Source organism: Mycobacterium senriense (assembly GCF_019668465.1).
Classification (GTDB): Bacteria; Actinomycetota; Actinomycetes; order Mycobacteriales; family Mycobacteriaceae; genus Mycobacterium; species Mycobacterium senriense.
The window spans coordinates 3,592,394-3,615,587 of record NZ_AP024828.1; the positions used below are offsets into that span (position 1 = coordinate 3,592,394).

20 protein-coding genes and 2 tRNA genes are annotated in these 23,194 nt (G+C 67.2%); 15 read left to right on the top strand and 7 right to left on the bottom strand.

The window, feature by feature from the left end; translation table 11 throughout:
* Positions 1 to 20: 20 nt before the first annotated feature.
* The 4 genes from ettA (at position 21) to MTY59_RS17205 (ending at position 7,696) form a co-directional block, all read left to right on the top strand.
* A complete protein-coding gene (gene ettA, locus MTY59_RS17190) occupies positions 21 to 1,697 on the top strand; it encodes an energy-dependent translational throttle protein EttA (RefSeq protein WP_221042221.1) in 1,677 nt (558 codons plus the stop codon).
* A gap of 79 nt (positions 1,698 to 1,776) precedes the next feature.
* Positions 1,777 to 6,627 (top strand): NAD-glutamate dehydrogenase, encoded by a 4,851-nt coding sequence (locus MTY59_RS17195; protein WP_221042222.1) that lies wholly within the window; start codon positions 1,777 to 1,779, stop codon positions 6,625 to 6,627.
* Positions 6,624 to 7,037 carry an acyl-CoA thioesterase gene (locus tag MTY59_RS17200; protein ID WP_221042223.1) on the top strand — a complete coding sequence of 138 codons (414 nt, stop codon included), beginning with the start codon at positions 6,624 to 6,626 and terminating at the stop codon, positions 7,035 to 7,037. The genes MTY59_RS17195 and MTY59_RS17200 overlap by 4 nt, the downstream gene beginning before the upstream one ends.
* A complete protein-coding gene (locus MTY59_RS17205; RefSeq protein ID WP_221042224.1) occupies positions 7,025 to 7,696 on the top strand; it encodes a DUF8185 domain-containing protein in 672 nt (223 codons plus the stop codon). Before MTY59_RS17200 ends, MTY59_RS17205 begins: the two co-directional genes overlap by 13 nt.
* Before the next feature lie 77 nt (positions 7,697 to 7,773).
* Here the strand turns inward: MTY59_RS17205 and MTY59_RS17210 are convergent, their stop codons facing one another.
* The 3 genes from MTY59_RS17210 to MTY59_RS17220 all read right to left on the bottom strand — a co-directional run bounded on the left by MTY59_RS17210 (position 7,774) and on the right by MTY59_RS17220 (position 10,864).
* Positions 7,774 to 8,790: an FAD/NAD(P)-binding protein gene (locus MTY59_RS17210; protein WP_221046488.1), complete on the bottom strand. Its 1,017-nt coding sequence runs from the start codon at positions 8,788 to 8,790 to the stop codon at positions 7,774 to 7,776.
* A gap of 87 nt (positions 8,791 to 8,877) precedes the next feature.
* The gene (locus MTY59_RS17215) at positions 8,878 to 10,443 is read right to left on the bottom strand and encodes a glycoside hydrolase family 13 protein (RefSeq protein WP_221042225.1); all 1,566 of its coding nucleotides are present in this window, start codon (positions 10,441 to 10,443) and stop codon (positions 8,878 to 8,880) included.
* A gap of 25 nt (positions 10,444 to 10,468) precedes the next feature.
* Complete coding sequence (locus MTY59_RS17220; protein ID WP_221042226.1) at positions 10,469 to 10,864, bottom strand: globin; 396 nt, start codon at positions 10,862 to 10,864, stop codon at positions 10,469 to 10,471.
* A 142-nt stretch (positions 10,865 to 11,006) separates the two neighbouring features.
* On the opposite strand from MTY59_RS17220, the gene MTY59_RS17225 reads away from it, so the two are divergent.
* The 3 genes from MTY59_RS17225 (at position 11,007) to MTY59_RS17235 (ending at position 12,412) form a co-directional block, all read left to right on the top strand.
* Entirely contained in the window at positions 11,007 to 11,654 is a 648-nt protein-coding gene (locus tag MTY59_RS17225) for an HNH endonuclease (RefSeq protein ID WP_221042227.1), read from the top strand.
* A 67-nt stretch (positions 11,655 to 11,721) separates the two neighbouring features.
* The gene (gene ctaJ / locus MTY59_RS17230; RefSeq protein ID WP_221046489.1) at positions 11,722 to 11,958 is read left to right on the top strand and encodes an aa3-type cytochrome oxidase subunit CtaJ; all 237 of its coding nucleotides are present in this window, start codon (positions 11,722 to 11,724) and stop codon (positions 11,956 to 11,958) included.
* Positions 11,945 to 12,412, top strand: coding sequence for a DUF5130 domain-containing protein (locus tag MTY59_RS17235; RefSeq protein ID WP_221042228.1), 468 nt, complete (start codon positions 11,945 to 11,947; stop codon positions 12,410 to 12,412). The genes ctaJ and MTY59_RS17235 overlap by 14 nt, the downstream gene beginning before the upstream one ends.
* 13 nt (positions 12,413 to 12,425) lie before the next feature.
* Here MTY59_RS17235 and pepN read toward each other — a convergent pair whose 3' ends face one another.
* Complete coding sequence (pepN, locus tag MTY59_RS17240; protein ID WP_221042229.1) at positions 12,426 to 15,005, bottom strand: aminopeptidase N; 2,580 nt, start codon at positions 15,003 to 15,005, stop codon at positions 12,426 to 12,428.
* Positions 15,006 to 15,097: 92 nt separating this feature from the next.
* Here pepN and MTY59_RS17245 point away from each other — a divergent pair, with 92 nt between their 5' ends.
* The 4 genes from MTY59_RS17245 to MTY59_RS17260 all read left to right on the top strand — a co-directional run bounded on the left by MTY59_RS17245 (position 15,098) and on the right by MTY59_RS17260 (position 17,594).
* Positions 15,098 to 15,721, top strand: a complete 624-nt coding sequence (locus MTY59_RS17245) for a mycothiol-dependent nitroreductase Rv2466c family protein (RefSeq protein ID WP_221042230.1) — start codon at positions 15,098 to 15,100, stop codon at positions 15,719 to 15,721.
* A 115-nt stretch (positions 15,722 to 15,836) separates the two neighbouring features.
* Positions 15,837 to 16,316 carry a ribose-5-phosphate isomerase gene (locus tag MTY59_RS17250; RefSeq protein WP_221042231.1) on the top strand — a complete coding sequence of 160 codons (480 nt, stop codon included), beginning with the start codon at positions 15,837 to 15,839 and terminating at the stop codon, positions 16,314 to 16,316.
* An 18-nt stretch (positions 16,317 to 16,334) separates the two neighbouring features.
* Positions 16,335 to 17,141 (top strand): Fpg/Nei family DNA glycosylase, encoded by an 807-nt coding sequence (locus tag MTY59_RS17255; protein WP_221042232.1) that lies wholly within the window; start codon positions 16,335 to 16,337, stop codon positions 17,139 to 17,141.
* A gap of 186 nt (positions 17,142 to 17,327) precedes the next feature.
* Positions 17,328 to 17,594: an Mtp family mycobacterial-type pilin gene (locus tag MTY59_RS17260; protein ID WP_250160581.1), complete on the top strand. Its 267-nt coding sequence runs from the start codon at positions 17,328 to 17,330 to the stop codon at positions 17,592 to 17,594.
* A 66-nt stretch (positions 17,595 to 17,660) separates the two neighbouring features.
* Here MTY59_RS17260 and MTY59_RS17265 read toward each other — a convergent pair whose 3' ends face one another.
* Positions 17,661 to 18,851 (bottom strand): serine hydrolase domain-containing protein, encoded by a 1,191-nt coding sequence (locus tag MTY59_RS17265; protein ID WP_221042234.1) that lies wholly within the window; start codon positions 18,849 to 18,851, stop codon positions 17,661 to 17,663.
* Positions 18,852 to 18,883: 32 nt separating this feature from the next.
* Positions 18,884 to 18,954 (bottom strand) — tRNA-Gly (locus tag MTY59_RS17270).
* A 148-nt stretch (positions 18,955 to 19,102) separates the two neighbouring features.
* Between MTY59_RS17270 and MTY59_RS17275 the strand changes: the two genes are divergently transcribed.
* From MTY59_RS17275 to clpP2, 4 genes are all read left to right on the top strand, one after another.
* Positions 19,103 to 19,179, top strand: a tRNA-Pro gene (locus MTY59_RS17275).
* A 78-nt stretch (positions 19,180 to 19,257) separates the two neighbouring features.
* Complete coding sequence (tig, locus tag MTY59_RS17280; protein ID WP_221042235.1) at positions 19,258 to 20,640, top strand: trigger factor; 1,383 nt, start codon at positions 19,258 to 19,260, stop codon at positions 20,638 to 20,640.
* 125 nt (positions 20,641 to 20,765) lie between these two features.
* Positions 20,766 to 21,356: an ATP-dependent CLP protease proteolytic subunit ClpP1 gene (clpP1, locus tag MTY59_RS17285; RefSeq protein ID WP_221046490.1), complete on the top strand. Its 591-nt coding sequence runs from the start codon at positions 20,766 to 20,768 to the stop codon at positions 21,354 to 21,356.
* Positions 21,353 to 21,988, top strand: coding sequence for an ATP-dependent CLP protease proteolytic subunit ClpP2 (clpP2, locus tag MTY59_RS17290; protein ID WP_008255179.1), 636 nt, complete (start codon positions 21,353 to 21,355; stop codon positions 21,986 to 21,988). Before clpP1 ends, clpP2 begins: the two co-directional genes overlap by 4 nt.
* Here clpP2 and mmuM read toward each other — a convergent pair.
* Positions 21,985 to 22,836, bottom strand: coding sequence for a homocysteine S-methyltransferase (gene mmuM, locus MTY59_RS17295; RefSeq protein ID WP_221046491.1), 852 nt, complete (start codon positions 22,834 to 22,836; stop codon positions 21,985 to 21,987). The genes clpP2 and mmuM overlap by 4 nt on opposite strands.
* Positions 22,837 to 23,194: the final 358 nt, after the last annotated feature.

A 23,194-nucleotide genomic window follows, 5' to 3' on the forward strand; every position in this document is an offset into this window, starting at 1 on the left:
CAGAAAGGCATAACTGCGGCATGGCTGAGTTCATCTACACGATGAAAAAGGTCCGCAAGGCGCACGGCGACAAGGTGATCCTGGACGACGTCACGTTGAGTTTCTATCCAGGCGCCAAGATCGGTGTCGTCGGGCCCAACGGCGCCGGCAAGTCGAGCGTCTTGCGGATCATGGCGGGCCTGGACAAGCCGAACAACGGTGACGCCTTCTTGGCCAACGACGCGACCGTCGGCATCCTGCTGCAGGAGCCGCCGCTGAACGAGGAGAAGACCGTTCGCGGCAACGTCGAAGAAGGCCTGGGCGAGATCAAGGTCAAGCTCGACCGCTTCAACGAGGTCGCCGAGTTGATGGCCACCGACTACTCCGATGAGCTGATGGAGGAGATGGGCCGGCTGCAGGAGGAGCTGGACCACGCCGACGCGTGGGACCTCGATTCGCAGCTCGAGCAGGCCATGGACGCGCTGCGCTGTCCGCCGCCGGACGAGCCGGTGACCAACCTGTCCGGTGGTGAACGCCGCCGCGTCGCGCTGTGCAAGCTGCTGCTGTCCAAGCCCGACCTGCTGCTGCTCGACGAGCCCACCAACCACCTGGACGCCGAGAGCGTGCAGTGGCTCGAGCAGCACCTCGCTTCCTACGCGGGCGCGATCCTGGCGGTCACCCACGACCGGTACTTCCTGGACAACGTCGCCGAATGGATCCTGGAGCTGGACCGCGGCCGCGCCTACCCCTACGAGGGCAACTACTCCACGTACCTGGAGAAGAAGGCCGAGCGGCTCTCGGTGCAGGGCCGCAAAGACGCCAAGCTGCAGAAGCGGTTGGCCGAGGAGCTGGCCTGGGTGCGCTCCGGTGCCAAGGCGCGTCAGGCCAAGGGCAAGGCGCGGCTGCAGCGCTACGAGGAGATGGCCGCCGAGGCCGAGAAGACCCGCAAGCTCGACTTCGAGGAGATCCAGATCCCGGTCGGGCCGCGGCTGGGCAATGTGGTGGTCGAGGTCGACCATCTCGACAAGGGCTACGACGGGCGCACCCTGATCAAGGACCTGTCCTTCACCCTGCCGCGCAACGGCATCGTGGGCGTCATCGGCCCCAACGGGGTCGGTAAGACCACGCTGTTCAAGACCATTGTCGGGCTCGAGCAGCCGGACAGCGGCACGGTCAAGGTCGGCGAGACCGTCAAGCTCAGCTATGTCGACCAGACCCGCGCCGGAATCGATCCCAAAAAGAACGTGTGGGAAGTCGTCTCCGACGGGCTGGACCACATCGTCGTCGGCCAGACCGAGGTGCCGTCGCGGGCCTACGTGTCGGCGTTCGGGTTCAAGGGACCGGATCAGCAGAAGCCGGCCGGCGTGCTCTCCGGTGGCGAGCGCAACAGGCTCAACCTCGCGCTGACGCTCAAGCAGGGCGGAAACCTCATCCTGCTCGACGAGCCCACCAACGACCTCGACGTCGAGACGCTCAGTTCGCTGGAGAACGCCCTCGAACATTTCCCCGGCTGCGCGGTGGTGATCTCGCACGACCGGTGGTTCCTGGACCGCACCTGCACGCACATCCTGGCCTGGGAGGGTGACGACGACAACGAAGCCAAGTGGTTCTGGTTCGAGGGCAACTTCGGTGCATACGAGGAGAACAAGGTCGAACGCCTCGGTGCCGAAGCGGCACGGCCGCACAGAGTGACCCACCGCAAGCTAACGCGCGACTAGTCTCAGCTCTGCCCCGCGCCGCCAGGCAACGGGGCCGACCGAGCGCACTGACAACCGTCGCCAGTTGGGAGCTATCGGCATGACGATCGATCCCGGAGCCAGACAAGATCTCGAGCCGTGGACGACCTTCACCCGGCAGCAGGACATCCCTGAGTGGATTTCGCGGGCCTACGTAGAGAGCTATCGCGGGCCGCACAGCGACGAGTCGGGGGGCGCGGAAACCAGGTCCATCGACCTGACCCTGCCGGCGACCATCGTGACGCCCGCCATGCTGAGCGCGCACTATCGGCTCGGCCTGCACCGGCCCGACGGCGAGAGCCGTGTCGCGGTGTACCCGGCCGAAGACCCCGCCGGCTTCGGGCCCGCGCTACAGGTCGTCACCGATCACGGCGGCATGCTGATGGATTCGGTCACCGTGCTGCTGCACCGGCTCGGCGTTCCGTACACGGCCATCATGACGCCGGTGTTCGAAGTGCAGCGCAGCCCCGAGGGCGACCTGCTGCGCGTCGAGGCGAAACCCGAAGGCGCCTCGCAATACGCCGGCGAGGCGTGGATCCACGTGCAGCTGCTGCCTTCGGTCGACAGCAAGGGACTCATCGAGGTCGAACGGCTGCTGCCCAAGGTGCTGGCCGACGTGCAACAGGTCGCCAGCGACGCGTCGGCCTTGATCGCCGCCCTCAACGATCTGGCCGCGCAGGTCGAAGCCAACGCCGACGGCCACTTCTCGGCGCCGGACCGCGACGACGTCGCGGCGCTGCTGCGCTGGCTGGGCAACGGCAACTTCCTCCTGCTCGGCTATCAGCGCTGCCACGTGCACGACGGCCAGGTCTCCGGCGACGGCACACCCGGCCTCGGCGTCCTACGCACCCGCACCGGCTCGCGCCCCCGGCTCACCGACGACGACCGATTGCTGGTGCTCGCGCAATCGGTGGTGGGTAGCTATCTGCGCTACGGCGCCTACCCGTACGCCATCGCGGTCCGCGAATACGTCGGCGACGCCGTGATCGAGCACCGCTTCGTCGGCCTGTTCACAGTGGCCGCCATGAACGCGGATGTCCTGGAAATCCCGACGATTTCGCGCCGGGTCCGCGAGGCGCTGGCGATGGCCGACAGTGACCCGATCCACCCGGGCCAGCTGCTGCTTGACGTCATCCAGACCGTGCCCCGCTCGGAGCTGTTCACGCTCAGCGCCGAACGACTCCTGGCGATGGCCAAAGCGGTGGTGGACCTGGGACCGCAGCGAAACGCCTTGTTGTTCCTGCGCGCCGACCGGCTGCAGTACTTCGTCTCCTGCTTGGTGTACCTACCCCGCGACCGCTACACCACGGCGGTGCGGCTGCAAATCGAGGACATCCTGGTCCACGAATTCGGCGGCACCCGGCTGGAATTCACCGCTCGGGTCAGCGAATCACCTTGGGCCCTGATGCATTTCATGGTCCGCCTGCCGCCCGACGGCCCCGACGCCGTGCCGGTCGACGTGTCCGAAGACAACCGGCTCCGCATTCAGGCGCTGCTGAGCGAAGCCGCGCGCACCTGGACCGACCGACTCGCCGCCGCGGCGGCCGAGGGTTCGGTGGGCCACGCCGACGCCGAGTACTACGCGGACGCCTTCCCCGAGGTCTACAAGCAAGCCGTCACCCCGGCCGATGCCATCGATCACATCGCGATCATCAATGAGCTGCAAGACGACTCGGTCAAGCTGGTGTTCGCTGAACTCGACGACGGGTCCGCCCAGCTGACCTGGTTCTTGGGCGGACGCACCGCGTCGCTGAGCCAGCTGCTGCCGATGTTGCAGAGCATGGGTGTGGTCGTGCTCGAGGAGCGGCCGTTCACGGTCACCCGCTCCGACGGGCTGCCGGTGTGGATCTATCAGTTCAAGATCTCGCCGCACCCGACCATCCGGCTGGCGTCGACGCAAGACGAGCGCGACGCGATGGCCGAGCGATTCGCCGACGCGGTGACGGCGATCTGGAACGGTCGGCTCGAGATAGACCGGTTCAACGAGCTGGTGATGCGCGCCGGCCTGCGATGGCAGCAGGTCGTGCTGCTGCGCGCCTACGCAAAGTACTTGCGGCAGGCGAACTTTCCGTACAGCCAGTCCTACATCGAATCGGTACTCAACGAGCACTCCTCGACCGCGCGATCACTGGTCGTGCTCTTCGAGGCGCTGTTCGACCCCGACCCCGACCCCTCTACGAGCCGCGATGCTCAGGCGGCCGCCGCGGCGGTCGCCGCCGATATCGACGCACTGGTGAGCCTGGACACCGACCGTATTCTGCGGTCTTTCGCGTCGCTGGTGCAGGCCACGCTGCGGACCAATTATTTTGTGAGACGCGAAGGTTCGGCCCGGGCCCGCAATGTGCTGGCCATCAAGCTGGACGCCCAGCTGGTCGACGAGCTGCCACTGCCGCGCCCCAAATACGAGATCTTCGTTTATTCGCCGCGGGTTGAAGGCGTGCACCTGAGGTTCGGTCCGGTGGCCCGTGGTGGCCTGCGCTGGTCGGACCGCCGGGACGACTTCCGAACCGAGATACTGGGTTTGGTCAAGGCGCAGGCGGTGAAGAACGCCGTCATCGTGCCGGTGGGCGCCAAGGGCGGATTCGTGCTCAAGCGGCCACCGCTGCCCACCGGCGACGCCGTTGCCGACCGTGACGCCAACCGCGCCGAGGGCGTCGCCTGCTATCAGCTGTTCATCTCCGGTCTGCTCGACGTCACCGACAACGTCGACCATGCGACCGGAAAGGTCAGCCCGCCAACCGAAGTCATCCGGCGCGACGGCGACGACGCGTACCTGGTGGTGGCGGCGGACAAGGGCACCGCGACCTTCTCCGACATCGCCAACGACGTCGCGAAGTCCTACGGATTCTGGCTGGGTGACGCGTTCGCGTCCGGCGGGTCGGTCGGCTATGACCACAAGGCCATGGGCATCACGGCCAAGGGCGCGTGGGAGGCAGTCAAACGGCACTTCCGCGAGATGGACATCGACACGCAGACCGAGGACTTCACGGTGGTGGGGATCGGCGACATGAGCGGCGATGTCTTCGGCAACGGCATGCTGCTGAGTAAGCACATCCGGCTGCTCGCCGCCTTCGACCACCGGCACATCTTCTTGGACCCCGACCCCGACGCCGCGCGTTCATGGGAGGAACGCCGGCGGATGTTCGACCTGCCGCGGTCCAGCTGGGAGGACTACGACACATCGCTGATCAGTGAGGGCGGCGGCGTGTACAGCCGTGAGCACAAGGCGATTTCGATCAGCCCCCAGGTTCGCGAGGCGCTGGGCATCGAGGGCTCGGAGGACGAGGCCGCAGAGATGACGCCGCCCAACCTGATCAAGGCGATCCTGCAGGCGCCGGTGGATCTGCTGTTCAACGGCGGCATCGGCACCTACATCAAGGCGGAGTCCGAATCCGACGCCGACGTCGGAGACCGCGCGAACGATCCGGTCCGGGTCAACGGAAGCCAGGTGCGCGCCAAGGTGATCGGCGAGGGCGGCAACCTCGGGGTGACCGCGCTGGGTCGCGTCGAGTTCGATTTGGCGGGCGGCCGGATCAACACCGATGCGATGGACAACTCCGCCGGAGTGGACTGCTCGGACCACGAGGTCAACATCAAGATCTTGATCGACTCGCTGGTGACCGCCGGCAAGGTCAAGCCGGAGGAGCGCAAACCGCTGCTGGAGTCGATGACCGACGAGGTCGCGCAGCTGGTGCTCACCGACAACGACGACCAGAACGACCTGATCGGCACCAGCCGCGCGAACGCGCCGAGCCTGCTGCCGGTGCACGCCAGGCTGATTCAGTACCTGGTCGACGAGCGCGGCATCAACCGCGACCTGGAAGCGCTGCCGTCGGATAAGGAAATCGCGCGGCGCGCCGAGGCGGGCATCGGGCTCACCTCGCCGGAGATGTGCAACCTGATGGCACACGTGAAGCTGGGTCTCAAGGAGGACATGCTCAAAACCGAGCTGACCGAGCAGGACGTGTTCGCCTCCCGGCTGCCCCTGTACTTCCCGAAACCGTTGCGGGAACGGTTCACTCCGGAGATCCGCACGCATCAGCTGCGCCGCGAGATCGTCACCACCATGCTGATCAACGACCTGGTGGACGCCGCCGGGATCAGCTACGCCTTCCGGATCGTCGAGGACGTCGGCGTCGGATCGGTCGACGCGGTGCGCACCTACGTCGCCACCGACGCCATCTTCGGGATAGGAGAGACGTGGCGGCGCATCCGCGCGGCGAATCTGCCGGTCGCACTGTCGGATCGGCTCACGCTGGACACCCGGAGGCTAATCGACCGCGCCGGACGCTGGCTGCTCAACTACCGTCCGCAGCCGCTAGCGGTCGGCGCCGAGATCAACCGGTTCGCCGCCAAGGTCCAGGCGTTGACGCCGCGCATGTCCGAGTGGCTGCGCGGTGACGACAAGGCCATCGTGGAATCCGAAGCCGCGGAATTCACCTCCCAGGGTGCACCCGAAGACCTCGCCTATTCGGTGGCCGCCGGGCTGTACCGGTTCAGCCTGCTCGACATCATCGACATCGGTGACATCAACGACATCGACGCCGCCGAGGTCGCCGACACCTACTTCGCGCTCATGGACCGGCTCGGTACCGACGGGCTCTTGACGGCGGTATCCGAACTGCCCCGACAGGATCGCTGGCACTCCTTGGCGCGCTTGGCGATTCGTGACGACATCTATGCTTCGCTGCGGTCGTTGTGCTTCGATGTGCTCGCCGTGGGGGAGCCGGACGAAAGTGGTGAAGAGAAGATCGCCGAGTGGGAACACCTGAGTGCCTCCCGGGTGGAGCGGGCCCGCCGCACACTCATCGAGATCCAGGAAAGCGGGGAAAAGGATCTTGCGACGCTGTCGGTCGCCGCGCGACAAATCCGTCGCATGACCCGTACCAGCGGAAGAGGATCATCAAGTTGAGCGTCGGCTTCGTCGCGCCCGTGCCAGTGCGCTGGTCGGACATCGACATGTATCAGCACGTCAACCACGCCACCATGGTCACGATCCTGGAGGAGGCGCGCGTCCAGTTCCTGCGTGAGGCGTTCGAGGTCGACATCTTGACCATCGGGTTGCTCATCGCAGAGGTCAAGGTGACCTACAAAGGTCAGCTGCGGCTGGTGGATTCACCGCTGCAGGTGACCATTTGGACCAAGCGGTTGCGGGCCGTCGACTTCACGCTGGGCTACGAGGTGCGCTCGGTCAACGCGGATCCGGAGTCGAAGCCCGCCGTCATCGCCGAGTCGCAACTGGCCGCAGTCCATATCGAGGAGGAGCGGCTGGTGCGCCTCTCGCCACAACATCGGGAGTATCTGCAACGGTGGATCAGGTAGCCGACCGAGGACTATGGCTTGGTGCCGATTCCAGGGACGCCCACCGCGCGGATCTGGCCGCGTTCGTCGATCGCGCGCTGCGGCTCGACGACGCCGCGATCATCCGATTCCGGACTCGATCCCCGGGACTGCTGACGGCCTGGGTCGCAACGGGTTTCGACGTGCTGGCCAGCAGGGTGGTGGTCGGAGAGGTGCGGCCCGGCGATCTGTCGGTGGGCGCCGACGCGCTGGCGCGCGGCCTATCCGCGATGGGCGCCTCGGGTTACGTCGATCCCGGCTTCGCGATGGATTCGGCCTGGCGGGGTGCGTTGCCGCCGGAATCCGGCTTCACCCACCTCGAGGACATCCCGGCCCGGGTGATGCTCGACCTCGCGCACCGCGGCGCGCAACTTGCCAAGGAGCACAGCAGTTCTCATGGCCCGCCGGTGTCGCTGCTCGACCAGGAGGTCATTCAGGTCAGCGCGCCCGACGTACAGGTCGGGCTGCCGATGCGCTGCGTGTTCGCGCTGACCGCGATGGGTTTTCTGCCGCAGTCACCCGATGCGGTTGCCGCCGACGAATTGATCCGCGTCCGGATACTGCCGACGTGGTTGCGTCTCGACGCCCGGTTCGGTTCGGTGTATCGCCGCCGCGGCGATCCCGCGCTGCTGCTGGGCTGACGCGGCCGGCGACGGGGTATCTCCGAACGGATCAGGCTGAGTTTAACGCGATCGCCGGCCGGGTTCGGCCGCGCAGATCACGGGCCGTAGCGCAGCCACAACGGCAGCACGGCGTCCAGATGGTCCATGAATTTCTTCAGGCCCACGCGATACTGCCCATACCCGTACGGGTCTTCGGCGTACCGGGGGAACGCGATGCCGACCCCGAACAAGCCGGGGGCCAGGATGCCGTTGGTGCGGTTGTAGTCCAGCTGCCCCCACTGCGGGGTCTCGGGCAGCTTCCGGCGCTCGAAGCCGACGGTGTAGATCACGCGGTCGCACTGCGCCAATTTCTCGGCGAATTCGGGGCTCGACACCCAGCACCTCTCCAGGCGGTCGGGAAGCACCCCGTCGATGTTCTCCCGCGCCCAGGCGGCCGCCCGGCCCTTCAGCCCAGTGTCGTCGAACAGGATCCAATCATCCAGATAGACAGCGTATTTGAGCGGGCTTTGGTAGAAATTGACGATGCGTTTGACAGGATGACGCAGCAGATTCGGCAGCACGATCATCGACGAGTGCGACGAGCCGAACACCGCGACCGTCGCGCCCTCGAGTGGTTCTGCGGCGAGCTTTTCGGGGTCCAGGGCGACCTGGACTCCGATCTCGTCAAGGCCGGGGTGGCGAAGTTTCTTGGGGTCCGCGCCGACGGCCAGGACCACGTTCGTGGAGAAGATGTTGCGTTCGTCCGTCTGGATCCGCCACTGCCTGTTCCCCAAGAACAGCGCGGTGGCGGTCGTCGCAAGGGCGTCGACCTGCTCACGCAGCCGCTCGGTGATCCACACCAGGGGTTCGGCGACCAGGTCCAGCGCACAGGTCTCTTGCGGATCGATCTCCTTGAGCGGCATGGGTGGTGCCTCGGCGAAGCGAAATGCCTTGGAGCCGTTGAAATATTCCAAAAAGAGCCCGACGTGGGTGTTGCTCGAGACCGACCGCCATTTCTGGCCGATGTCGCCGGCGGCGAAGGCCGGATCGACCCAGGCGATCCGTTCGGGCGCGACTCCGTGATCCAGCAGCCTTCCCACCGCGGCGATGCCCGCGGGTCCGGCACCGATCACTGTCCACTCGTAGGAAGCCATGCACAACATATAGAGCAGTCCGCCGCGAAACGCTCACCGCGACCGGGGCGGCGCGACCCGGACCGGCTACCCCAGCCAGGCCGCCGAATCCGGTGGCAGTTTGCCTTCCAGCAGCGGTGCGCTGGCCAGCATCAGCTCGCCCGCCGGCAGCGGCAGCGGCGATTCGCCGCTGTTGAGCGCGCAGATCAGCCCACCGGGGCGCCGGAAGATCACCGCATCGCCGGACGCGTCCAGCCACTCGATGCCGTCGCCGTCGAATTCCACACGGCGCTTGCGCAATTCGAGTGCCCGCCGGAAGAACGACAGGGTGGAGTCGGGATCGCCGCTCTGCTGCTCGACGGTCAGCGCCGCCCAGTCCTTCGGCATCGGTAACCAGGTATCGGGTGAGGACGAGAACCCGAACGGGGGCTCGTGGCCCGACCACGGCATCGGCACCCGGCACTTGTCCCGGCCCCGCTCGGTGTGCCCGGACCGTTCCCAGGTCGGGTCCTGCAGCACCTCCTCGGGCAGGTCCAACACGTCGGGCAGCCCGAGCTCTTCGCCGTTGTAGATGAACACCGTGCCCGGCAGGGCGAGCATCGCCATCGCCATGGCCCGGGCCCTGCGCAGCCCGATGTCGCCGCCACCGTAGCGGGTGACCTCGCGGTCCACGTCGTGGTTGGACAGCGTCCAGGTCGGAACGGCGTCATAGATCGCGGTGGCCGCAAGCGAGTTCTCGATGGCGTCACGGATTTCGTCGGCGTCGAAGTCGATCTTGGTCAGCCGGAAATTGAAGCCGAGATGCAATTCGTCGGGTCGCAGGTACTCGGCCCAGAGCAGGTTGTCCATCACCCATACCTCGCCGATGGTCACCGCCCCGGGATACTCGTCGACGATCTTGCGGATCTTGCGGTGGATGTCGTGCACGGCGGGGTTGTTGAACCGCGGGTCGTCGTCGCTGTGCGACAGCACCTTGGCGGCGTCCTTGGCGTCGGGAAGGCCCGGGGGCTTGGCCATCCCGTGCGCGACGTCGATGCGGAAGCCGTCCACCCCACGGTCCAGCCAGAACCGCAGCGACGTCGCGAAGTCCTCGAAAACCTCGGGGTTCTCCCAGTTCAGGTCCGGCTGCTCGGCGTCGAACAGGTGCAGGTAGTACTGACCGGGATTGCCGTCCGGCTCGACCACCCGCGTCCAGGCCGAGCCGCCGAAGACCGACGTCCAGTTGTTGGGCGGCAGCGCGCCGCCGGGTCCCCGGCCGTCGCGGAAGTGGTAACGCTCCCGGGCGTCGGTGCCCGGGCCGGCGGCCAGCGCGGCCTGGAACCAGGGGTGCGCGGAGCTGGTGTGGTTGGGCACCACGTCCATGGTGATCTTGATGCCCCGTTGGTGTGCCCCCGCGATCAGCCGGTCAATGGCCGGCATTCCGCCGAACAGCGGGTCGATGTCGCGTGGGTCGGCGACGTCGTAGCCATGGTCGGCCATCGGCGAGACGGTGACCGGGCTGAGCCAGATCGCGTCCACGCCCAGCCCCTCCAGGTGATCCAGATGGGCGACGATTCCGTCGATGTCGCCGACGCCGTCGCCGTTGCTGTCGGCGAACGACCGTGGATAGACCTGGTAAAAGACCGCGTTCGACCACCATGCTGCGGGGCTCATAGTGCTCCGTTCGGTTGCGGGGAATCTAGAAGGGCGAGTTGACCAGTGAGTCGGCAGCCATTTCCAGGTAGTTGAGCAACTCGCGACGGTGTTCATCGTCGAGCGTCTGCGAATCGATGGACGCGACGGCCGTCTGCATGCACCGCAACCACGCGTCGCGCGCCAGGGGAGTGATCCGGAACGGCACGTGACGCATCCGCAGCCGGGGGTGTCCGCGCCGGTCGGAGTAGGTGCGCGGGCCGCCCCAGTACTGCTCGAGGAACATCCGCAGGCGTTCTTCGGCGCCTTCGAGGTCGTCCAGCGGGTACAGCTCACGCAGGATCTCGTCTTCGGGAACCTGGGCGTAAAAGCGCGCGACGATCGCGTGGAAAGTCTCGGCGCCGCCGACCGCGTCGTAGAAGGACTCTGCTACCTGATCCATCGCCGTCCATTGTGGTGCATCCGCGCGATGCCAAGGGGAGGCGGCCCGACGCCTTGCCTGGTGTTCATGGGATCGACACGGCGTTCACCTGCAATAGGGTGCGATTGGCGGCGAATCATGGTGGACTGTTCGCGGAGGATCTATGGCGCAGGGCAAGAAACGCCGCAGTCACCGCAGTCAGGTTGCCGCGGCAGGGTTGACCGGACCCGCAACCGCGTCGTCGCTGCACAGTGTTGAGATCCACCCGCCCGCACGCCCCGAGGGCGCGTCCATCTGGAGTCGCCGGCGGGTCCTGCTGCTGAATTCCACCTACGAGCCGTTGACCGCGCTGCCGATGCGGCGCGCGATCGTGATGGTGATCTGCGGAAAGGCCGACGTGGTCCACCACGACCCGGGCGGGCCCATCATCCACTCGGCGACCAGCTCGATCGTGGTGCCCTCGGTGATCCAGCTGCGCTCCTACGTCCGCGTCCCTTACCGGGCGCGCGTCCCGATGACCCGCGCCGCGCTGATGCACCGCGACCGGTTCTGCTGCGCCTACTGCGGGGCGAAGGCGGACACCGTCGACCACGTGCTGCCCCGCAGCCGCGGCGGCGATCATTCCTGGGAGAACTGCGTCGCGTGCTGCTCGACTTGCAACCACCGCAAGGGTGACAAGCTGCTCAGCGAGCTCGGCTGGGCGCTGCGCCGCCCGCCGCTGCCGCCGACCGGGCAGCACTGGCGGCTGCTGTCGACGGTCAAGGAACTGGATCCGGCCTGGGCCCGGTATCTCGGGGAAGGCGCGGCCTGATCACCAATCCGGTGTCCGGTCGCGCCGGTAGTTCGCGTCGTGGGATACGGTTTGCGTCGTGAGTCCTATGCATGTCCATCTGTTAATCGTCGGAATACCGCTGTTGCTGGTGGTTGTGCTGTCGGTGCTGATCTGGTCCCACAAGGGACCGCACCCAGCCGCCTACAAGTTGGGCGAGAAGTGGACGCATCCGCCGATCCTGTGGGCCGCCACCGGCGAAGACGTCGGCCACGCCCACGGAGGGCACGGCGGGCACGGCACGTCGGAATTCTCCGTTGGAGGTGGCGCCAGTGGCACGTGGTGAGGTAGCGACGAGGGAACCCACCGAGCTGCCGCCCGGTTCGGTCATCACCACCAGCGGGCGGATCTCCGGTGTCACCGAGCCCGGCGAACTGTCGGTGCATTTCCCGTTTTCGACCAAAGACCTGGTCGCCATCGACGATGCGCTGAAGTTCGGCTCCCGGGCGTCCAAGACGCGCTTCGCGATCTATTTGGGCGACCTGGGCAGCGACACCGCCGCGCGGGCCCGCGAGATCCTGGCCGACGTGCCGACGCCGGACAACGCGGTGCTGCTGGCCGTCTCACCCAACCAGAAGGTCATCGAGGTGGTCTACGGCACGCAGGTTCGCGGCCGCGGCGCAGAGTCGGCCGCACCGCTGGGTGTGGCCGCCGCGTCCTCGGCGTTCGAGCGGGGCGATCTGGTCGACGGCCTGGTCAGCGCGATCCGCGTACTGAGCGCCGGGATTTCGCCCGCCTGAGCTTCGTTGGGGCTCAGCCCTCTCCGGCGTCGAACCGGCGGGCGCGCAACGAACGTTTCACCCCGGCCTGGCCCTCGAGCACCAGGCGTCGCAACGCCGCCGGCACCTCCGGGTCGGACAGGAATCTGTCCGCGGCGGCGACGCCGTCCTCACTGATGTCCCAGTGCGGGTACAGCCCGATCACCACCGTCTGGGCCACCTCGCTGGACCGGCGCGCCCAGACCCCGGAGATCGCCTCGAAATAGCGCGCGGTGAACGGCTTGAGCAACTCGGCCTGCCCGGGCGGGGCGATGCCCCCGATGATCGAGCGGGCGGTGATGTTGGCCAGGGTGTCGTCTTCGACCACCTCCGTCCAGGCCGCCTCCTTGACCTCCGGCTGCGGTCGCGACGTCGCGGCCTGGGCGCCGTGGCGCTTGCCGGCGGCGGTCGGGTCGCGCTGGATCTCGGCATCGATGAACGGCGTCGCAAGCCCGTCGGCGTCGACACTGCCCGCGGTGGCCAGCGCCGTCACAATCCGCCACCGCAGGTCCGTGTCGACTTCGAGGCCGGCCAGCCCCAACTCGGCGGGGTCGCGGTCCAGCAGGTCCGCCAGCGTTTCGATATGGCCGGTCGAGAGCACCGACGAGCACAGCGTGTTGACGAAGGCGAGCTGGTGATCCGAGCCGGGCTGCGCGCCGCGCGCCAACTCCAGCAGCCGGTCGGCGAACTGCGGCCAGCCGTGCTCGCGCGCCCAGCCCTGCTCGGCGTACGACGTCAGCGCGGTCTGGGCCTGCAGCAGCAGCCGCTGCGCCACGCCGACCTCTGATTCGGCGTGCACGCCGCCCGTCACGAGCGCCACGAAGTCGCGGGCCCGCAGTTCGGCCTCGCGTGTCATCTCCCAGGCGGCCGACCAGACCAGCGAGCGCGGCAGTGGCTCGGCGATGTCGGCGATGCGCTCCAGCGCGGTGCGCAGCGACTCGCCGTCCAGCCGTAACGAGCAATACGTCAGGTCGTCGTCGTTGACCAGCACCAGCTGGCCCCGCGAGACACCAACCAGCGCAGGAACTTCCGTGACGGGACCCTCGACGTCGAGTTCCTCGCGGTGCACCCGCGCCAGCTTCCCGCTGCCATCGTCGTCGTAGATCCCGACCGCCAGGCGGTGCACGCGGGTCTCGCCCGCGCCCGGCGCGGCGCCGCTCTGGGCCACCGCGAACCGGGTGAACTTGCCGTCGCTGTCGACATCGAACTCGGCGCGCAGCGTGTTCAGACCGGTCGTCTTCAGCCACTGCTGACCCCAGTCGGACAGGTCACGCCCGGACGCCTGCTCCAGCGCGGCGACCAGATCGTCGAACGTGGCGTTGCCGAAGGCGTGGGCGCGGAAATAATCGCGCAGCCCGGCCAGGAAGTGCTCGAGCCCGACGTAGGCGACCAACTGCTTGAGCACCGAAGCGCCCTTGGCGTAGGTGATGCCGTCGAAGTTCACCTCGACCGCGGCCAGATCGGGGATGTCGGCGGCGATCGGATGCGTGGACGGCAACTGATCCTGGCGGTAGGCCCACGACTTCTCGACCGTCGCGAAGGTCGTCCAGGCCTCGGTGAATTCGGTTGCCTCGCTTTGGCATAGCACCGACGCGAAGGTCGCGAACGACTCGTTCAGCCACAGATCGTCCCACCACGCCATGGTGACCAGGTCACCGAACCACATGTGCGCCATCTCGTGCAGCACGGTCTCGGCGCGCCGCTCATAGGAAGCCCGGGTGACCTTGCTGCGAAATACGTAGTCCTCGAGGAACGTCACCGCGCCGGCGTTTTCCATTGCGCCGGCGTTGAATTCGGGGACGAACAGCTGATCGTATTTCCCGAAGGCGTAGGGCAAACCAAAGTTCTTGTGATAGAAGCTGAATCCCTGCTTGGTCTGGGTGAACAGCCGGTCGGCGTCCATGTGTTTGGCCAGCGAGGAGCGACAGAAGATGCCCAGTGGGATTTCGCCGTGCTCGTCGGTGTAGGAGTCGTTCCACTCGGCGTAGGGACCGGCGATCAGGGCGACCAGGTAGGTGCTCATCCGCGGCGTGGTGGCGAAGGTGTGCAGGCCGTTGTTCACCGACACCGTCGCGCCGTTGGAGATCACTTTCCAGTGCGCGGGCGCGGTCACCCGCACGTCGAAGGTCGCCTTCATGTCCGGCTGGTCGAAGCAGGCGAACATGCGCTTGGCGTCAGCGGTTTCGAACTGCGAGTACAGGTAGGTCTCGTTGTCGACCGGGTCGACGAACCGATGCAGACCTTCACCGGTGTTCGAGTAGAGACAGTCCGCGTCGACGACGACGACGTTGCGGTCGGCCAACCCGCGCAGGGGGATACCGGTCGACTCGTCGTATCCGGAGACGTCCAGATCGCGCCCGTTGAGCGTGGCGCCGCGGATGGTGTCGGCCGCGATGTCGATGACCGAGTCGGCGCCGGCCAGCGCGTCGAACACCACCGTGGTGATCGAGCGGAAGGTCCGTTCGCCGGGGGAGCCGGAGCCGTCGGTGAGATCGAGGTCGATCTGATAGCTGGCGACGGTGATCAGCGAGGCGCGCTCGACGGCTTGTTCGCGGGTGAGGTTGGGGAGAGCCACGTGTCCAACTTACGGGTCGGGCAAACCGGGAACAGGATGCAGACGCCTACGGTTGTGCAGATCGGACTTTTAACTCCACGAGAGGATTCGCCATGCCTGACGCCGCCGCCGCGAAGAACAAAGCCGATTTCTGGTTCGATCCGCTGTGTCCCTGGGCATGGATCACCTCACGCTGGATCCTCGAAGTGGAGAAGGTTCGCGACATCGACGTGAACTTCCATGTGATGAGCTTGGCGGTGCTCAACGAAAACCGCGAAGGTCTGCCGGAGGAGTACCGCGAACGGATGGTGAAGGCGTTCGGTCCGGTGCGGGTGGCGATCGCCGCCGAGCAGGCCCACGGTGCCGAGGTGCTGGCGCCGCTGTACACCGCGATGGGAACCCGGATCCACAACGAGGGCAACAAAGATCTGGATGACGTGATCAAGCTGGCGCTGGCCGACGCGGGCCTGCCGGCCGAGTTGGCGGAGGCCGCGAACAGCGAGGAGTACGACGAGGCGCTGCGCAAGAGCCACCATGCCGGCATGGACGCGGTGGGCGACGACGTCGGCACCCCGACCATCCACGTCAACGACGTGGCGTTCTTCGGGCCGGTGCTCTCCAAGATTCCGCGCGGTGAGGAAGCGGGCAAGCTGTGGGACGCCTCGGTCACCTTCGCGTCCTACCCGCACTTCTTCGAGCTCAAGCGCAGCCGCACCGAGAAGCCGGACTTCGACTAGACACGATGGTGGCGATGGTGGCGACCCACTGCGATCGCCACCAGACGGGTCGGGCGGCGATCCACTGCGATCGCCACCAGACGGGTCGGCGGGCGGCTGTGTAAGGATTGCGGGCATGCGCGTCTACCTCGGCTCTGACCACGCCGGATTCGAGCTCAAGCAGCAGATCATCGACCACCTAACGAAATCCGGGCACGAGCCGATCGATTGCGGCGCCTTCAGCTACGACGCCGAAGACGATTACCCGGCCTTCTGCATCGCCGCCGCGACACGCACGGTGGCCGACCCGGGCAGCCTGGGCATCGTGCTGGGCGGGTCGGGCAACGGCGAGCAGATCGCCGCCAACAAGGTGCCCGGTGCCCGCTGCGCGCTGGCCTGGAGCGTCGAAACGGCGACGCTGGCCCGCGAGCACAACAACGCCCAACTGATCGGCATCGGCGGTCGCATGCACACCGTGGCCGAGGCCCTGGCCTTCGTCGACGCCTTCTTGACCACGCCGTGGTCCAAAGCCGAACGCCACCAACGGCGTATCGACATACTCGCCGAATACGAACGCACCCACCAAGCCCCGCCGGTGCCCGGCGCGGCGGGTTGACGCCGGAAGGGTCTGCGCGTGCCCGAAGGGCATACCCTGCACCGGCTGGCCCGGCTGCACCAACGCCGGTACGCCGGCGCCCCCGTCGCGGTGTCCAGCCCACAGGGCCGCTTCGCTGACTCGGCCGCGGTGGTCGACGGCCGCGTGCTGCAGCGCACCAGCGCATGGGGCAAACACCTGTTCCACCACTACGCCGGCGGCCCGATCGTGCACGTGCACCTCGGCCTGTACGGCGCCTTCACCGAATGGGAACGTCCCGGCGACGGCCTATTCCCCGAGGCGATCGGGCAAGTGCGGATGCGCATGATCGGCACCCGCTACGGCACCGACCTGCGCGGCCCGACGGTGTGCGAGGTCATCGACGAGGGCCAGGTCAGTGACGTCCTGGCCAGGCTGGGGCCCGACCCGTTGCGCAGCGACGCCGATCCGTCGTGGGCGTGGAAGCGGATTGCCAAGTCCCGCAGACCCATTGGCGCGCTGCTGATGGACCAGACGGTGATGGCCGGCGTCGGCAACGTCTATCGCAGCGAGTTGCTGTTCCGCCACCGGATCGACCCGTTCCGGCCCGGTCGCGACGTGGGTGAGGACGAGTTCGACGCGGCCTGGACCGATCTGGTCGCGCTGATGAAGGTCGGATTGCGTCGCGGGAAGATCATCGTGGTGCGGCCCGAACACGACCACGGCGCGCCGTCGTACCGGCCCGATCGGCCCCGCACCTACGTCTACCGGCGGGCCGGCGAGCCCTGCCGGGTGTCCGGCGATCCGATCCGCACGACGGTGCTGGAGGGGCGCAACGTTTTCTGGTGTCCGACCTGCCAGAAGTAAGCAGGCCGGGCTCGCCCGAAACCTCCGCCGGGGGACGGGGCCGCGGATTGGCAGGAAATTCGCAGCTCGAAACACTGGCGGAAATTGTTTAGGCAAAGCACCGATGCGGGTAAAACACCGTCTGTGAAAACTCTTCCACGTTTTGCCGCAACGGCTCTCGCAATCGCCGGGCTGGGTTTAGCCGGCATGGGCGTCGCAACCGAGGCGCAGGCCCACCCCGGCCCCTTCCCGCAATGGTGTCCGGGTGAGTACTGGGACCCGGGCTGGGGTGACAACTGGGACTGGAACGGCTGCCACGACTGGCACCGTGAGGGCTGGGGCCCTGGCGGGCCGGGCGGCTGGGACCGCGACCACCCCGGTGGTCCCGGATGGGACCACGACCACCCTGGTGGTCCCGGATGGGGTCCCGGTGGTCCTGGCGGACCGCCGCCGCCTCCCGGCTGGCACCCCTGATCCAGATAAGCCACGCAACCAAACGCGCCCTGCCGATACCCGGCAGGGCGCGTTTGCGTTCAGGCGCTAGCTGACTCCCAGCACGGAGTAGACCTCGTTGGACAGCACCAGGCTGCGCGGGTCCGCGTTCGCCTTGGTGGGGTCGAAGTGATTGGCCACATACGCGTAGCCGATGCGGTGCTCAAGGTCGACGAACCCGAACGAGCCGCCCAGCCCGCCATGGCCGAAGATCCGAGGGTTGGGTCCGTTGACGCAGCGCTGGTTGAGCATGTAGCCCAGCCCCCAGCCGTGGTCGGCGACCCGCGGGCCCAGCACCAGATCGGTGTCCAGCCCACCCTGACAGACCCGCACCAGGTCCATGTGCTCGCGGCTGAGCACCTTCTCCTGGGCGAGCGCGTTGTAGAAGGTCGCCAATCCCAACGCCGAGACCTGCCCGTTGGTGCCGGGGAACTCGAGTTCGCGCCAGAGGTTCAGGTCGTGCGAGCCGAGTTCGTCATCGGGGGCGAACCCCATCGAGATGGACAGTCCCGCCTTGGGGTGATCGGCCAGGCTGGTGGGATAGCCGGGAGCCTTCGCCTCGGCCAGCAGGTCTCGGGCGTGCGGCTTGTTGACCCGCTCGGCGCAGCGGTGCTGCTCGCTCAGCGGCAACCCGATATGGACGTCGGCGCCGAACGGTTCGGCGATCTCGGTGCGCAGGTATTGGCCGATGGTCCGGCCCGTCACCCGGCGGAACACCTCGCCCATGATGAAACCGAAGGTCGTCATATGGTAGCCCTGCGCGGTGCCAGGTTCCCACCACGGCTCGGCGGCCGCCAGCTGTTCGCAGACATAGTCCCAGTCGGCGACCTGCTCCCACCGCATCCGGGTGCGCGGACCGATCACCCCGGATCGGTGGCTCATCACCATCGCCAGCGTGATGTCTTGTTTGCCCGCCCGGGCGAACTCGGGCCAGTAGTGGGCGACCGGGGCCTGCAGATCCAGCTCCCCGCGGTCGGCGAGCTGGTGCACGCAGGTGGCCGACAGGCCCTTGGTGCCGGACAGCACGGTGGTGAGGGTGTTCTGCCGCCACGGCCGGGTGCGGGCCCCGTCGGCCCAGCCACCCCACAAATTGACCACCAGAGACCCGTCGACCCACACCGCGACGGCGGCGCCGACCTCATCGCCCAGCGTGAAATTGCGCTCGAATGCGTCGCGAACACCGGCAAAGTCCGAGGCGCATGACCCGTGGATTGACGCGTCGGTCTTCAGGTCGCTCATGGCGCCTTTCTATCGAGCAGATAGTTAGCCCGAGCGGGCGACGGGAATCGAACCCGCGTAGCTAGTTTGGAAGACTAGGGCTCTACCATTGAGCTACGCCCGCATGTATTTAGTCGAGCGTGACTGTAGCTGGCGACGAAGATCAAATCTAATCGACTCGGTTTTGTGATCGCTCCGTGAGGTCTGCGACGTCGCCGCCAAGCCCGTGGCCAACCCGGTGGTGAGGGGCCTTAGGATCATCGAGGTCAGCGCGGGGTGTAGCGCAGCTTGGTAGCGCATCCGCTTTGGGAGCGGAAGGCCGCAGGTTCAAATCCTGTCACCCCGACCAGCACGACCGGTCCGTGCCATGCGCACGACCCACCGACCGCCTACAACGAGCAAAGAACGAGCACTGAGGAGCACACCCGTGAAGAGCACCGTCGAGCAGTTGAGCCCCACCCGGGTGCGCATCAACGTGGAGGTCCCTTTCTCGGAACTCGAACCCGACTTCCAGCGCGCCTACAAGGAGCTGGCCCGGCAGGTGCGGCTGCCCGGGTTCCGGCCGGGCAAGGCGCCGGCGAAGTTGCTGGAGGCGCGCTTCGGTCGCGAGGCGATGCTCGATCAGGTCGTCAACGAGGCGCTGCCCGCGCGGTACGGGCAGGCAGTCGCCGAATCCGAGGTGCACCCGCTGGGCCAGCCCGAGATCGAGGTCACCAAGAAGGAGTACGGCGAGGAGCTGGCCTTCACCGCAGAGGTCGACGTCCGCCCCAAGCTGACCCTGCCGGACCCCGGGGCGCTCAAGGTCTCGGTGGATCCGATCGAGGTCAGCGACGAGGACGTGGACGCCGAACTGCAGTCTCTGCGTGCCCGATTCGGCACCCTGACCGGGGTGGACCGCCCGGTCGCCGACGGCGACTTCGTCTCGATCGACCTGTCGGCCACCATCGACGGCGAAGAGATTCCGGGCGCCGCCGCGCAGGGCCTGTCCCACGAGGTCGGCTCGGGCCGGCTCATCGCGGGCCTGGACGAGGCGCTGGTCGGTCTGTCCGTGGACGAGTCCAAGGAGTTCACCGCGCAGCTGGCGACGGGCGAACACGCGGGCAAGGATGCCCAGGTGACCGTCACGGTCAAGTCGATCAAGGAACGCGAGCTGCCCGAGCCCGACGACGAGTTCGCGCAACTGGCCAGCGAGTTCGACACCATCGAGGAGCTGAAGTCCAACCTGCGCGAGCAGGTCGGCCGCACCAAGCGCGCCCAGCAGGCCGAGAACATTCGCGAAGCCGCCCTCGACACGCTGCTCGAGCAGGTCGAGGTGCCGCTGCCGGAAGCCATCGTCAAGGCCCAGGTCGACAGCGCGTTGCACAACGCCCTGCACAGCCTCGACCACGACGAGTCCAAGCTCGAGGAAGTGCTGGCCCAGCAGGGCAAGTCCCGCGAGGAGTTCGAGACCGAGACGCGCACCGCCGCCGAGACGGACGTCAAGCGGCAGCTGCTGCTGGATGCCCTGGCCGACGAGCTGGAGGTCCAGGTTGGCCAGGACGACCTGACCGAGCGCCTGGTGGCGACGTCGCGGCAATACGGCATCGAGCCCCAGCAGCTGGTGGCCTACCTCCAGGAGAACAACCAGCTGCCGGCCATGTTCGCCGACGTGCGGCGCGCACTGGCGATCGCCGAGGTGATCCGGTCGGCGACCGTCACCGATACCGCCGGAAACGCCATCGACACGAGTGAATTCTTCGGCAAGCGCTCCGAGGCCGACGAGGACTCGGGCGACGCCGGCGATTCCGATGAGGCCGACGCAGGGGAGTGACCGCGCCATGACGCTGTGAGCGAACGTGCCCCTTTCAGGGGTGCGTGGCCGCGAAACAGTGGGCTCGGTTGGTTAGTGTCGTGAATACAGATCTCGAGAAAGCAGGTAACCCAGTCGTGACTGACATGCGTTCAAACTCGCAGGGTCTCAACCTCACGGACTCGGTCTATGAGCGCTTGCTGTCCGAGCGCATCATCTTCCTGGGTTCGGAGGTGAGCGACGAAATCGCCAACCGGCTGTGCGCGCAGATTCTGCTGCTCGCCGCCGAGGATGCCACCAAGGACATTTCGCTGTACATCAATTCACCGGGCGGATCGATCAGCGCCGGGATGGCGATCTACGACACCATGGTGCTGGCGCCGTGCGACATCGCCACCTACGCGATGGGCATGGCCGCCTCGATGGGCGAGTTCTTGTTGGCCGCCGGCACCAAGGGCAAGCGGTACGCGTTGCCGCACGCCCGCATCCTGATGCACCAGCCGCTCGGCGGGGTCACCGGAAGCGCGGCCGACATCGCCATCCAGGCCGAGCAGTTCACGGTCATCAAGAAGGAGATGTTCCGGCTCAACGCGGAATTCACCGGCCAGCCGATCGAGCGCATCGAGGCGGATTCCGATCGCGACCGCTGGTTCACCGCGCAGGAGGCCCTGGAATACGGCTTCGTCGACCACATCATCACCCGCGCCGCCCACATCACCAATGGAGAAGCCCAGTGAACCCCGAAACGCAGCCCCAGGCGCGCTACATCCTGCCCTCGTTCATCGAGCACTCCAGCTTCGGTGTCAAGGAGTCCAACCCGTATAACAAGCTGTTCGAGGAACGCATCATCTTCCTCGGCGTGCAGGTCGACGACGCGTCGGCGAACGACATCATGGCGCAGCTGCTGGTGCTCGAGTCGTTGGACCCCGACCGCGACATCACCATGTACATCAACTCGCCCGGTGGCGGATTCACCTCGCTGATGGCGATCTACGACACCATGCAGTACGTGCGCGCCGACATCCAGACGGTGTGCCTGGGCCAGGCCGCCTCGGCGGCCGCGGTGCTGCTGGCCGCCGGGACGCCGGGCAAGCGGATGGCGCTGCCCAACGCCCGGGTGCTGATCCACCAGCCCTCGCTGCAGGGCGTGATCCAGGGCCAGTTCTCCGATCTGGAGATCCAGGCCGCCGAGATCGAGCGGATGCGCACGCTGATGGAGACCACGCTGGCCCGCCACACCGGCAAGGACGCCGCGACGGTCCGCAAGGACACCGACCGGGACAAGATCCTGACCGCCGAAGAGGCCAAGGACTACGGGATCATCGACACCGTGCTGGAGTACCGGAAGCTTTCGGCGCAGTCCGCCTAGCGGTTGCGGCGAAGGTCGGCGATGTCGGCGGGCCCGACCCGGCAGCATCCGCCGACGATGCGGGCCCCGGCCGCGGTCCACTGGGCCGCCAGGTCCGTGCTGAACCGCGACGGCCCGGTCCACCTGTGCCGCAACGCGTCCCAGCGTTCGCCGCTGTTCGGGTAGACGATGACCGGCTTCCCGGCCGCCTCGGCGCGCGCGATCGCGGGCAACACGTCGTCGGGCGCGCAGCAGTTCACCCCGACCGCGACGATCTCGTCAACGCCGGCCGCCACCGCGAACGCGTCGGCCAGCGATTGCCCGGCGCGGGTCCGGTCGCCCTCGATGGTGTAGCTCAGCCAGGCCGGCTTCCCGACCGAGCGCACCAGCTCGACCAGGGCCTGCGCCTCGTCGACGTCGGGCACGGTTTCGCACGCCAGCAGGTCCGCGCCGGCGTCGGCCAGGGTCTCCAGCCGTGGTCGATGCCATCGCGCCAGGGCCGCGACCGACAGGCCGTAGCGCCCGCGGTACTCCGATCCGTCGGCCAGCGCCGCGCCGTACGGTCCGATCGAGGCGGCAACGAGCAGCCCATCGAGGCCGGATTCGTCCCGCGCCGCCTTGGCAAGCTCGACGCTGCGGCGCAGCAGCCCGGCCGTTTCCCGGCGATCGAACCCGCGGGCGGCGAACCCCTCGAACGAGGCCTGGTAGCTGGCCGTCGTCGCGATGATGGCCCCGGCGTGGAAGTAGGCGGCGTGCACGGCGGCGATGGCCTGCGGCGCGTCGGCGAGCAGCCTGGCCGACCACAACGGGTCGGACAGGTCATGGCCACGCGCTTCGAGCTCGGTGGCCAAGCCGCCGTCGAGCAGCACGCATCCGCTGGGCCATGCAAAGCCTGCCGCCGAACCCACGTCGCCACTGTAGGGTGAATTCTTGGGGGTCCGCCCAGGCCTCGCGTGATTGTCGGCGTTGGGTTAGCACCTCCACACCGAAGCAAGGTCGGAGGGCAGTCAGCCTCGGTCGCATCACGACCGCGACACGCCAAGGACACGCAAAGCGCGCCTTTCGCGAGTGACGGGCTCCGTCTGGCTATATGTTTCATCACATACGGACATGCATGAATACCACCGACGCGATTCGGCCCTTATGGTCGCGTCGGGCCCGAACAAACGGGTAGCGTCGGTGAATACATGCGGGGACAGGCACGACCAACGGCGAACAGGAAGTAGG

Excerpts from the sequence above, each read along its gene's own strand:
- MTY59_RS17215 (WP_221042225.1), bottom strand. The coding sequence starts at position 10,443 with ATGAGCCCCGCAGCATGGTGGTCGAACGCGGTCTTTTACCAGGTCTAT.
- MTY59_RS17225 (WP_221042227.1), top strand. The coding sequence starts at position 11,007 with ATGGCGCAGGGCAAGAAACGCCGCAGTCACCGCAGTCAGGTTGCCGCG.
- MTY59_RS17220 (WP_221042226.1), bottom strand. The coding sequence starts at position 10,864 with ATGGATCAGGTAGCAGAGTCCTTCTACGACGCGGTCGGCGGCGCCGAG.
- MTY59_RS17195 (WP_221042222.1), top strand. The coding sequence starts at position 1,777 with ATGACGATCGATCCCGGAGCCAGACAAGATCTCGAGCCGTGGACGACC.
- MTY59_RS17245 (WP_221042230.1), top strand. The coding sequence starts at position 15,098 with ATGCCTGACGCCGCCGCCGCGAAGAACAAAGCCGATTTCTGGTTCGAT.
- MTY59_RS17260 (WP_250160581.1), top strand. The coding sequence starts at position 17,328 with ATGGGCGTCGCAACCGAGGCGCAGGCCCACCCCGGCCCCTTCCCGCAA.
- ctaJ (WP_221046489.1), top strand. The coding sequence starts at position 11,722 with ATGCATGTCCATCTGTTAATCGTCGGAATACCGCTGTTGCTGGTGGTT.
- MTY59_RS17250 (WP_221042231.1), top strand. The coding sequence starts at position 15,837 with ATGCGCGTCTACCTCGGCTCTGACCACGCCGGATTCGAGCTCAAGCAG.
- ettA (WP_221042221.1), top strand. The coding sequence starts at position 21 with ATGGCTGAGTTCATCTACACGATGAAAAAGGTCCGCAAGGCGCACGGC.
- MTY59_RS17265 (WP_221042234.1), bottom strand. The coding sequence starts at position 18,851 with ATGAGCGACCTGAAGACCGACGCGTCAATCCACGGGTCATGCGCCTCG.
- clpP1 (WP_221046490.1), top strand. The coding sequence starts at position 20,766 with ATGCGTTCAAACTCGCAGGGTCTCAACCTCACGGACTCGGTCTATGAG.